The organism is Sulfoacidibacillus thermotolerans (assembly GCF_003144315.1).
GTDB lineage: Bacteria > Bacillota > Bacilli > Alicyclobacillales > SLC66 > Sulfoacidibacillus > Sulfoacidibacillus thermotolerans.
Map to the genome: position 1 here is coordinate 16,709 of NZ_MPDK01000028.1, position 11,065 is coordinate 27,773.

The window sequence follows — 11,065 nt, forward strand, 5'->3', positions numbered from 1 at the left end:
TTTTTATGTTTCATTGTAAATTTATCAACATTACGAATATTAATCTTCAGTCTAGCGGATAGATTGAATCTAAAATTTTCAATAGATTTCTATCCTATTTCAAAATAATGGAGAGTGATAAATTAACACATGACCTATGCAGTTACTCTCAATAACTGGTTGTTAGCAGGGTAACACCATTGCAATTTTAAAAATGGCGGCCAAAAGCTATAAATGAATGTTGCAAATCGCTTTGCTTCTGTGTCAAGATCAATGAGGATAGAGTTTGGCTCGTTTTTTCGAGCGACTAGTCGGATATGACAGCGGATGCAAAGCAGATTGCGGATCACTTGGCCGTGGGTGCAATCTTCTTCACCCGCTGTTTTTCGTTGTTCCCAAAGCAAGTACCGAATGAGCGTTTCGGCAGTAAACATCAGTGTCAGGTGTGCATGAATGTGATTCTCATTGTCAGAATGACAGTCCAGCATGCCAAGTTTCTGCTTTGCGGTGCGAAACAGCACTTCAATATTCCATCGTCTTAACCAGGCGGCCAGAACTTCCTGAGGTGCATCGTGGCGATTGCTGATCAGGAGATATGCGCCTTTGTATTCGGCAACCACTTCATCCTGATCCACGGGTGTGTTGGGGTTTATAAGCCCCTTTGGTTCCGTGATCAATTCATCTTGTTTTACTCGCCGACCGACAACCGCCGCAATGGGCGTATACTTCATTTTCACGTGTTCATCGCCCTTGTGGTTCACCGATTTCACAGGCATTTTCATATAAATGTTCCCGCAAGCGACAGAGGCAACCTCCACATCGCGCTGCTGCATTAGCAGTGGATAGACTTCCTGAATCAGATCCTTGGGACGTACAGGTACACACCCGTTCACGGCCGGTGCCTGGTTCAATCACTCGGCGAAATAGTTGGGTGTTGCGTTTGGCTTTCGTGACCCAGTCGAATTGCTGTGATGCAAGCTGGCTCAAAAAAGGTTTACTGAAATACCAGCGATCCATGACCACCCAAAGCCTGCACGATACTTGTTTGCGAAGATCGAGGAGCATTTGCCAAGACAAATCCAATTTCGACTGCTTTGGGTCCGAATCTTCTTTGGGCTTTGTCCAGATGGCATACGACCAAGGATATTCGAGGCCGTTCTAAAGAACTGCGTGTAAGGCGACGATATTCATCGCCCAGGTGTATACTTTGCTCGAACTGTCGTAAAGCCAGTACAGAAATGGGATATTCTTGGCATATGGATGTGCGGAATGCGTATCATCCAGCGCAACTACATCCCCTTCCTTGAGGGCGGTATCCGGATCTTCCTGAAGGCGGGACGTGCGTTTCTGATTGAATACATCCCATTGGGAAAATCCGATTATGAAACATCTGAGTTCCGATTGCGTAACTCTTTGGATTCCGATCATACGCTGCAGCAAGCCGTCTGCGTTGAAGAACACGTCCAAGGCGTTGACCAACAGGTAACGATTAATGAGACCAATGACGTAAACAAATGCTAAAACCTAGGTGGCTACGCCACGAACTTTGAAAAGTCCTAACTGCGACAAAAGTAGCGAGAAGTCGAATCAATGCCAGAGCGTACGCAGAACAGGGGCACTACTAACACTGCTAAAAGACGAGTTCCTTGAATCCAAGTATATATAAACGAGCCACGTTTCACACACATCGCTTAGAGAGAAGCAGTTAGATGCCTCCCTGGCGATTTTTGGTGTATTTCAGGAAATCCAAGTGGTTTTTGGTATTTTCGCGAAATTTTCATGCATTTCAAAATCCAAATTCCTACAGCAACTGCATAATTCCTGATTAGTAATGGCTCAAGTTCCCTCGGCGTTTGGCTTTCTTTTGCGCCCAAGCAAAAACAGTGAGACCGACCAGTAGCCATAACACAGCATTGACAACACTCCAGATTAACCAATCTCCTGCACTAAGAATACTTTCCCCCTTTGTCATCATATTCCTTAGCAAAGCTACGACAGGAGCAAATGGTGCGATAATGCCTACCCATCTCCATGGCCCACTTAGACTAGCAGTCGGTGACATGATGAGAAAGAGCAAAATGAATTGCAAAAGGTTAAGCAGTTGCTGTGAACGCTTCATGAGAATCGTCACACTAGCCACGAGATAGCCGAGACCCATTGCGCTAGCGATCATCAGCAGCGCTGGAACGACATCCCACAGACTTACGACCAAGTAATGATGAGTAATAGCCATCACAGAAAAGAGCGTAATAACGGTGAACAACAAACTGATCACAACACTTGCCATATTGCGCAAAAGTAAGATAAACCACGCCCCAAAAGGACTCAGAAACACCTGCTCCAGAGTACCGTTTTGAGCTTCGTTGGAAATTGTCCATCCCATCGTTCCCACGGACATCATCGATAGAGTCCATAGTACGTACCCGACGATAATATCGCTCAAACGTCCGCTAAAAATGGCTCCACCAGCCATATAAGAAGCCCCTAGAAATAGTCCATAAAAAACCAGCACGATCACTACCAGTTCACTCAACATTTCAGTAGGATAGCGGCGAAGTTGTATCCATTCACGGCGCCATTCAGCAGTTAGGGCATTAAGCATTAGGAAGTCACCCCCCGCAACGCTTCCTCGGAGGCAGAAGCCATACGTGTGTGTTCGCGAAAAATCATCGCCAAATCCGCCGTTTCTCTTACCATTTTCACGATCGCAGTAGGTTCTAAAACACGCATCAGGTCATAGATGTCAGTCGGATCATCTAATACCACACGAAACTCTACTTTACTCGACCACACGCCACCCCTGGCTTCCACCTTGCGACGCACTTCCACAGAGGCAACCGCCCCTAATTCAAACAGGTAACTGCGTCCTGCATAACGTTCGAGAACTTCACTTTTTAGTCCTTCGAGCGTGAGCGTTCCACTTTGAATTATAGACACATAATCCGCTAACGCTTGCGCAATCTCCATCTGGTGTGTTGTGAGAACAATTCCTACGCCTCTTTCGTGAGCTAACTTTAAAACATACTCTTGAATCCGATCAGAAGCGTCTAGATCGAGGCCAAGTGTTGGTTCGTCCAGTAACAGCAGAGACGGCGTATGAATAAGTGCAGCGCAGATTGCCACCTGCTGTTGCATACCACGACTAAGTTGTTGCACTGTACTCCCCAGCTTATTTTCCAAACCTAACTCCGACATCAGTTCGCGTCCACGCTCACGAGCCACTTTTCGAGATACTCCACGGATCCCCGCCCAATACTCAAAATTTTCGAGTGGTGTTAACCGCCAGTACAAGTTACGACTTCCCTCTAGTACAGCGCCAATCTCCCGCAGCGCTTCCTTCGGTTTACCGGAAACACTATATCCGTTCACTGTCACATCGCCCTCATCCGGGTTAATCAGACCCGCGATCATCTTGATAGTAGTCGTCTTACCCGCACCATTGGGCCCTAAAAACGCAAGAATGCGTCCCGCTTCAAGAGAGAAACCAATCCCTTTAACGGCCTCGACAACCTTGCGATCTTTGGTCTTGTAACGTTTGACTAATCCGTCTACTTCGAGCAACATAGTACCACCCCTTTATCCCCTATAAGAGTACGTTTAAAAAGTGTTAGGGAAAACTGGACTTCTGTCAAGGTGATAGACACAAAAAGGAAAACTTTTTAAGCCACGGTTTTAGATAATAGATCCTCCATTTGCTACGGGGTTTTATACCCAATTGCTGAATGCATTCAGTTACGATTGTATCGCCCTTCAATATACTGAAACCATTACGGTTTTGCGTCTTCATAAGATGTAAAAATTGTTCTGTAGACCAATTCTTTCTTGAGTAAGGCATGAAAACTTTCATTAAGTGCATTGTCATAAGGGCATCCCTTGGCTGAAAAGGATTGCTGAATGCCTTGCTTGATGAGTTGTTCGCGATATTCGTGACTGGTGTACTGACTTCTACGATCGGAGCGAACGATCGCGCTTTCAGCTGGACCTTCAGCTGGACGATGCGTCGTTACTGCTTGATGAAGTGGAGACCCCTCAGCTATGCAGCAAGCAAATGGACAGAAATTGAAAAGCAAAAAACAGCATTTCCCTTTTGTGATCACCTTTCACTAACTGCTTTGAAGTAATACGTAAAACAGATTAAAGTAATTGATGGAGCATTTTCAATTGGGATGCTAGCCACCGATCCCATATTTCTATTTCCTCTGATGGTGCCTCAAGCAACTTCTTCGGCCACACATGCTCTAATTCCAGAGAATTTAACCATTGTTGCATTGGGAATTCAGCACTTATATTAGGGTAAATTACATCTAAGCCATCCGAAAATTTACCGATCCAAACAGCACTGTACACATTTTTGAGGAAACCTGGTTCTTGTTTATATAAATCAGGAAATAGGAAGTAAGCTGAGTCTCCTGGCTGCAAGATTGAAATGTTGGACTTCTGAGGAACCGTAGCAAAATAATTGAATGGGGTCGATAAAATTTCTGTTGTTGTCATTGCCTTTGAACAAAGAAAGAGTACCCCGGTGATATTGAAGGCACACGATTTACCAACATTTAATAATTTTAAGGCTGGTTTGTAATTTAAATTTTCTAAAAAATCTATATCAAGTGACAGTATCGGACGCCCAAAGCTTTGAGAATACATAGCACGCACCTCACTAATTGTAGCGGGTCTGGAATTTCGATGGTCACGAATTGGGAAACGATTTTCAACCATGTGCGGGCGTAGAGGACTTCTTTTGACTTCAACTACCATGAGTACTTTGTCTTCGCAATCAGGTATGTCCACTATATGAATCTCATAGCAGTTACCGGAAATCTGAGAAACAGATTTCACAACATTGACAAACCAGTCTTCAATTGGTTGATTGCCACGATCCCGTTCAATTCCAACCAGTTTAGTGGGAACACCTGTTCCATTGTCAATAACTCCGTAAAGGATAACCCCACCGGATGTGTTGGCAAATGCCGCCACATCTTTAGCTACTTCATTACTCTTTGTATCGACTTGACGCTTGTAATCAAGATGGTCATTTTCTGGTTGTATCCGCGTTACTAAGGCCTCTATAGTTGTATAATCCCATTTCATACGCTCACACCACCACTGAATTGAGCAATCAAGTGACTTAAGTCTTCCGCATCTTCGCTACGGGTTTGCCGAATCTCTACAGTCACCGTTCTTCATCTCCTTGCATATAATCTGTAAATTCCGTCTTTATAGTAATTTCCATATCTAAGTTCGTTCACTCAACCACAGCCATGCCTCGTACATCAACTCGCCCGCGCGACATGAACCTTCTTGGCAATGTCTGCTCCGACAACCAAGGTTGAATCTGTAATCCGGCGAATCTTGTTGTTCTGCGTTATACTCATGGTAGCGTTGCCTCCTGATAAGTGGTGTATTCTAGACAAACCCAACACGATCAGGAGTTTTTTATTGCATCAAACTCGATTTTGCTTCATAACAGGAATGCTACCCTTATGCAAATCAAATGGTAGGTAGGACACGTTACAAACAGGCTCTGCAATGAGCAATATCTATAAAGTTGTGTCCTACCTACCACTTAACTTTTACCTAAATGCTAATAAATGATAGTTATCACCTGTTCAGCGTACAATCATAATTTAAAAATTGTAGTTGGGATTTTTTGCACCAGCCGCTGCTTTGATAATGGATCATGACTCGGGAGGTACACTGTAGGTTCTGTGCAGATGAATTCATGAATTCGAGCCAATGTGTCTTGTGCGAGACGTGAACTCGGAGAGACCCCATCGATATTCCTATCAATCATGAGTTGCTCAGTATATGAGGTATCACCTGCAAATAGATATGTGATTTCTCCATCACGAATAATCACAGATTGATGTCCGAGGGTATGTCCTGGTGTTGGAATCACTAATACATCTGCAGCTTCTGTGACTGTATAGCCCGTTCTGAATATACCATACTCTCCAGACGTATAGTCTATTATTCTCGGCTCAAACCAATTAGGAAAATGATCAGATAAGTAACCTCGCAGTTTCCCTTTTAATCCCACGGAAGATTTATACTCTTGTCGTGAAACAAGAAACTCGGAACGCGGGAAGTAGGAAATACCCCCACTGTGGTCTGTGTGGAGGTGAGTCATAATGGTCCATCTCACATCATTTATGGATAATCCAAGTTTTTTCATTTGTGGTCCAACTTCCTGTTCTGGTTCCACTCGCATTCGTACACCAAAACGGAAGTAGGGGTGCCATCTTGGAAAGTAAGATGGGCTACATGTTCTAGCTGTTTCTCCTGTGTCAATCACTATAATACCTTCTGGATGCTCGACCACCCAACAGTAGATTGGCAACCATTCTGTCCACATATTATCTAATAATGTGTTAAGACGCCTTCCGGTTGAGCCGACTCCTTGTCGCTGTCTAGTTTTTATCGAGACTACGCCAGTTTCAATTGCGTGAATTCTCACCCCGAATCCCCTCTCGCTTTTGTTTGCATTTGCTAACTATCAGATGCAAAGATACCTATCTCAATCCGACCAGTCCTCGAATACGTTCTTGTATTTCAGCTTTCATATTTACTAGGACGAGAGGAAGCCCACCCATATCACTAAATACCGCCAAACGTATAAGTGCCCCAATGACGAGTGCCGCTGATAAGCGTGCCGTTTGTACAGGGATTGTACTTTCCTCTATGCCTGACTGAATAAAGTCAGTCATAGCTATAATAGGTAGACGATGTGTTGTCGACAAACGTGAAAAAATCTCGTGTCGCTGACTCAGTAGAAGTAAACCAAATCGATCTTGATCATGATATTCCAAGATATCCGCAATCAGTTGATCTAATCGGTATTCAAAAGGGTTATCGACTTGTCGATGGTAATCAATCAACCTTGAATACAGATCAGAGTACTTTGAAAATACAGCAAGAGCCACGTCATCCTTAGAATCAAAGTGTTTGTATATGGCGGCGTCCGTGACGCCAGCCTCACGTCCAATTTCTCGTACACTCGTTCCCTCTATCCCTTTGCGAGAGAACAATCGAATTGCTGCGTTGACAATGTCATCATGTTTACTGTCTGCGTGTAATTTCTTCATAAACCTATAGTAAGCACTTACTAACTAAATGTCAAGCTTTATAAGTTTATAACGAATGCTTTACAACCCCAAGATTCGATCAGACTTCTGTCGCATATCCTCCTTATGCGCAAGACATCAAGTAGGTACGGTAATAAATACATTGCGCCAACCAGGCACATTTCGATATCATAACCGGTGCCGCCCTAGTCTCGCATGGTTGATACCGAGAAGTTGACGTGCGGAGAAAGGTACTACAGAGGATACAGGATCCAAACGGACCACCCAGTCTTCGTTCTCCACTTGCTCAAACGACCAACTTGAAACGCTGACAAGGCAATGAAACCTGTGGTAAAGTCAGTACACAAGGCGGATTTCCTCCTTAGTGGTTTTCTCAGTAACTATCACAATAGGGATAAATTAATATTTATTAAATTTTTATACTTATATAGATACAAAGATAATATTAATATTATGAAGCAAAATCGGGTTTGATGCAATAAAAAACTCCTGATAGTGTTGGCTAGTGCCCTTGTTATGCAATTGCAAGCATCTGCACTTTTACGCTGCAAAACCCTGCACTTCTATTCTGCAATAAACACAGCTGGTCTGAATTCTATTTCTCCCGGATTAACACCAGGACTCTATGCAGACCAGTCGCAATGGGCATCGTATGATTTAGACTCGTTAAATATTGATGGGTTTATCGCGATTACACCCATTTCCACAACAACTACGATTAGCGTAACTGGGGATAACATCGTGGGTTTTATGGCTTATTACGGAACATGTGTAAATGGATCCGCGTCAAATGACGTATCCATAATCGAAGGATGGGGAAAATCTTTAAACACACTTCAATTCTCAGATAGTGGAGATGATTGTAGTAATTGATGTGTAAGTTATTTATGTAAAAATATCTTTTTTGACACTCGGCCCGTACCTAACGTAGGAAAGTGCGGGCTGAATGTTCAATTAAACACTAGAGACTCAATCGAGAAACTGCTTTATCATACAAATTCAGATTGAGCCCGTGATCCTCCTTTAGACCTTTAAAAACAAATCAGTAGTATACTATTTTATCTGAAAGTAAAACTAAACATAAATCCTCCCCAACCAGTAATTACATGTGTAGCTGACCTTGTGAGTAAACAAGTAATTTGTAATTGATCGTTTTTTTCTGCAAGTCTAACAGATTTTACCCAAGGACTTCCTACTGTAATATTTTTATTGAGCGGAAATAATCCGTGATATACGTCAAATAAATTTGCAATAAAAAGTTTATTTTTTAATTGTTCATTTTTCATCATTAAAGAATAATTTAATTCTCTTGTGGTGACAAAAACCACTCCATTTGTTTCGGGTTGTATTTGTTCCAGTATCACGCTAGATGATTTACCTTGCTTGATAGAATCTTGTTCTTTGCTATAATCATTGTTTTTCGTATGAGAACTAAACACATGGACAGATGTATCCTTCGAGTGAATATTCGATCTCGGATTAGGGAAATAGGTCCCACACCCCGTCACACCCAAGCACGTCAAAGCCAGAGTAGCCACCCCGATTCCCCATGTTCGTTTTTGCACACAAACCACCCTTTGTCTTAGAATATCACGGTATCTTGATCATCAGATCAAACCGCACAGTAGAAATTCGACACATTTGTGAGTGTCTTATCCCTTTGGCTGTACAATTACAAACCTCTCTTTCCTTTGACGACGCCCTGTGCAAAATGGTTACAGCGAAATCTTAGTCATACTTCCCTAATTGTTTTTTTGTATTCATTTCCGTCAAACATAAAATTATCTTTTTATTGCTAAAACAAGATTCATCACGGCTTTGGCGGCAGGCTTTCCTAGCAAAAAGATTGCATGAGGAAGAGGAAGATTTTTTTCTCTGAGAAAAGCGGTCAATTAAGGTTTTTTGCCCATATATATAGTGAGAAAGAAAACTCTCTATATATATATATGGCCTTTTAGCCTCTTTCCTTCCTCACTTCTTCCTCTTTCCTTCCTCATTGCGAGGAAGGAAAGAAAGCCTTTATTAACAAGGGTTTTTCTTTGTTCTTCCTCTTCTTCCTCGCTTTTTTGATACATATACCTTTATAGAAAAAGTGCCTCGCGAATATAAATTTTACTATGTCATTTTTGTAAAATAAAAACATGTATAAATATGGATTATATGGAATGCAAAAAAATTAAATATAAAACGTATAGCGTGTACGTATATATATATGTTTTTGCGAGGAAGATGAGGAAGGAAGAATAAAAAACCGCCCGTAGGCGGTTTAGGTGTTTCGGTAGATGATGACGCGAATCACTTTTTTGGTTTCTGCATCGTATTTTTTCGTAGTTGCTCTGTCTCCTTTCTCAATCTTTCCCTCCTCAATCAACGCTTTCCTCACTACATTCGCCCCATACCCGCGCTCTCTAAGCAAATCATCGAACTTTGTCGGGTAAAATGCGACTTTCGTATGTTCTGCGTCTACCCAAAAACCAAGCCAGCCTGTCGGTGGCGGAAGCGTGGGGGATTCAGGGTTGTGCGAACGAATCTCGCGCTCGCCGCGTGTAGCGATGACTTCATCAATGTAGTCCGAAGCACGCAAGGAAACGCTTCGAAACCGTTCACCTTCACTGATCTGCTGCCAGACGAGTTGCGCCAAATGATCCATGACCATATCTCGCAATTGGAGCGGTCGTTCGTTAAATTATAAGAACTCAAGATTAAAACGAGAAAAATTCATCTATAAATGACTCTTCTTCGTGCGTAAAAAGAGCCGTTCAAAGTGTCTTTATAGAGTAGAAGCATCCAAGACTTGTATAAAGAACGCATGTTCGATAGAATGTTTTCAACTCCAAGAAAAACTGGAGGCGAGGCGCTTATGAATCATGTGAACTCTTTGAAGCACGAAGAAGCAAGAAGTATTCGTTGGTGTGTGCAAGTCATTCGACATGCAGCTGTTCGCGCAAGAATTGTAAAAGCTAGACAAACACGAGAAATACTTTTCAGTCAAACGCACTCCTCTGCTGAAGAAGACCCTTTGGCTGCCATTCCATGCCCAACCTCATCTCATTTATTTGCGCAAGTCGAAATGGATATGCTCCTTCACCAACTTTCGCTTTTTGAGTCCATCATTTTGTATGAAATATATGAACATGGATATACCCAACAAGAAATAGCCGCTCATCTACAGTTGACACAACAGCAAGTGAGCCGCCTGCATCAACGCGCGTTGCACACCCTGCGAACCATGTGGTGGAGTGCATGAATGTGCGGATCAAAGATGTGCTCGCACGCGCGAAAGCTGGAGATGCCAAAGCCATGGAAGATATCCTTTTGCGTTTTGACCGACTCATTCGCAAGGTATCGATGGATCATGGCGTAGTCGATGAAGAGATTGCACAAGAAGTGCGGGAAGAGTTTATGAGAAAGGTGCGCAGGCGAATCGAAAAAACCGAATCACACGCAAAAGAGAAGCCAGCGCCTTAACTGTGTGCCTGGCTTTATTGGCGAATCAAGGAGGGGATGGCATGGAGATGACTCTTTTTTCTCAAGCTTCGCTGCATACCTTGGCGGGGACAAGTCTTGCTGTTCTTGTGATCGTCCAAGCGATCAAGGAGCTACCTTTCATTCGACAGATTCCTACGCAACCACTCGCGCTGCTTGTAGGGATGATCCTCCTATTGATACTTGCTCCACCGATTCCTCCTACACGGATCAAATGGGCGACAGATCTTCTTAACGGCTTGCTCTCTGGCTTTGTTGCCATTGGCGGATGGCATGTGCTGGTTGCGAAGAAAACAAAGAAAAAATAAAAATCTACGCAGAGTGCGTAAAAATCCGAGGTCAAAGTGTCTTTATAAGGTGAGGGGAGTGAACAAGAATGATTCGCATTGAGTAATCGATGTATTGGTGAAAACATATCCAGACAACTGCAATAATGATCGCTGTCACAGACGTCGCACCAGACCAACGCTATGAATATGAACGAGCAAAGGAGGAATCTAGCATAAAGACCTATACCC

General features: G+C 43.0%; 14 protein-coding genes and 1 pseudogene. 5 read left to right on the forward strand and 10 right to left on the reverse strand.

The genetic code is table 11. From position 1 onward, the window contains the following. Positions 1–134: 134 nt before the first annotated feature. Both BM613_RS12340 and BM613_RS15855 read right to left on the reverse strand, forming a co-directional pair. Entirely contained in the window at positions 135–872 is a 738-nt protein-coding gene (locus tag BM613_RS12340) for a transposase (protein WP_245926386.1), read from the reverse strand. 34 nt (positions 873–906) lie between these two features. Continuing rightward, a pseudogene (locus tag BM613_RS15855) lies at positions 907–1,044 on the reverse strand (transposase); the annotation flags it as partial. Between the two features lie 204 nt (positions 1,045–1,248). On the opposite strand from BM613_RS15855, the gene BM613_RS12350 reads away from it, so the two are divergent. Continuing rightward, positions 1,249–1,500 (forward strand): hypothetical protein, encoded by a 252-nt coding sequence (locus BM613_RS12350; protein WP_109431487.1) that lies wholly within the window; start codon positions 1,249–1,251, stop codon positions 1,498–1,500. 304 nt (positions 1,501–1,804) lie between these two features. Here BM613_RS12350 and BM613_RS12355 read toward each other — a convergent pair whose 3' ends face one another. The 6 genes from BM613_RS12355 to BM613_RS12380 form a co-directional block, all read right to left on the reverse strand. Beyond that, complete coding sequence (locus tag BM613_RS12355; RefSeq protein ID WP_109431488.1) at positions 1,805–2,581, reverse strand: ABC transporter permease; 777 nt, start codon at positions 2,579–2,581, stop codon at positions 1,805–1,807. Next, complete coding sequence (locus tag BM613_RS12360) at positions 2,581–3,540, reverse strand: ABC transporter ATP-binding protein (RefSeq protein WP_181363135.1); 960 nt, start codon at positions 3,538–3,540, stop codon at positions 2,581–2,583. Before BM613_RS12360 ends, BM613_RS12355 begins: the two co-directional genes overlap by 1 nt. Before the next feature lie 206 nt (positions 3,541–3,746). Then, positions 3,747–4,049, reverse strand: a complete 303-nt coding sequence (locus BM613_RS12365; RefSeq protein WP_181363136.1) for an integrase core domain-containing protein — start codon at positions 4,047–4,049, stop codon at positions 3,747–3,749. Positions 4,050–4,113: 64 nt separating this feature from the next. Next, entirely contained in the window at positions 4,114–5,067 is a 954-nt protein-coding gene (locus BM613_RS12370) for an AlbA family DNA-binding domain-containing protein (protein WP_109431491.1), read from the reverse strand. A 529-nt stretch (positions 5,068–5,596) separates the two neighbouring features. Continuing rightward, the gene (locus BM613_RS12375; RefSeq protein WP_245926387.1) at positions 5,597–6,331 is read right to left on the reverse strand and encodes an N-acyl homoserine lactonase family protein; all 735 of its coding nucleotides are present in this window, start codon (positions 6,329–6,331) and stop codon (positions 5,597–5,599) included. 157 nt (positions 6,332–6,488) lie between these two features. After that, positions 6,489–7,061, reverse strand: a complete 573-nt coding sequence (locus BM613_RS12380) for a TetR/AcrR family transcriptional regulator (protein ID WP_109431493.1) — start codon at positions 7,059–7,061, stop codon at positions 6,489–6,491. Positions 7,062–7,559: 498 nt separating this feature from the next. Between BM613_RS12380 and BM613_RS12385 the strand changes: the two genes are divergently transcribed. Further along, positions 7,560–7,934, forward strand: coding sequence for a hypothetical protein (locus BM613_RS12385; protein ID WP_181363137.1), 375 nt, complete (start codon positions 7,560–7,562; stop codon positions 7,932–7,934). A 185-nt stretch (positions 7,935–8,119) separates the two neighbouring features. Here BM613_RS12385 and BM613_RS12390 read toward each other — a convergent pair whose 3' ends face one another. Together BM613_RS12390 and BM613_RS12395 are read right to left on the reverse strand one after the other, a co-directional pair. Further along, positions 8,120–8,626 (reverse strand): hypothetical protein, encoded by a 507-nt coding sequence (locus BM613_RS12390; protein WP_146192814.1) that lies wholly within the window; start codon positions 8,624–8,626, stop codon positions 8,120–8,122. A gap of 701 nt (positions 8,627–9,327) precedes the next feature. Continuing rightward, a complete protein-coding gene (locus tag BM613_RS12395; protein WP_109431496.1) occupies positions 9,328–9,711 on the reverse strand; it encodes a hypothetical protein in 384 nt (127 codons plus the stop codon). 210 nt (positions 9,712–9,921) lie between these two features. On the opposite strand from BM613_RS12395, the gene BM613_RS12400 reads away from it, so the two are divergent. From BM613_RS12400 to BM613_RS12410, 3 genes are read left to right on the forward strand one after another with little or no spacing between them, the layout of a single operon-like run. Beyond that, positions 9,922–10,308, forward strand: coding sequence for a sigma factor-like helix-turn-helix DNA-binding protein (locus tag BM613_RS12400; RefSeq protein ID WP_181363138.1), 387 nt, complete (start codon positions 9,922–9,924; stop codon positions 10,306–10,308). Positions 10,309–10,310: 2 nt separating this feature from the next. Then, positions 10,311–10,529 carry a helix-turn-helix domain-containing protein gene (locus BM613_RS12405; RefSeq protein WP_181363139.1) on the forward strand — a complete coding sequence of 73 codons (219 nt, stop codon included), beginning with the start codon at positions 10,311–10,313 and terminating at the stop codon, positions 10,527–10,529. A gap of 41 nt (positions 10,530–10,570) precedes the next feature. Continuing rightward, the gene (locus BM613_RS12410; RefSeq protein WP_109431499.1) at positions 10,571–10,855 is read left to right on the forward strand and encodes a hypothetical protein; all 285 of its coding nucleotides are present in this window, start codon (positions 10,571–10,573) and stop codon (positions 10,853–10,855) included. Positions 10,856–11,065: the final 210 nt, after the last annotated feature.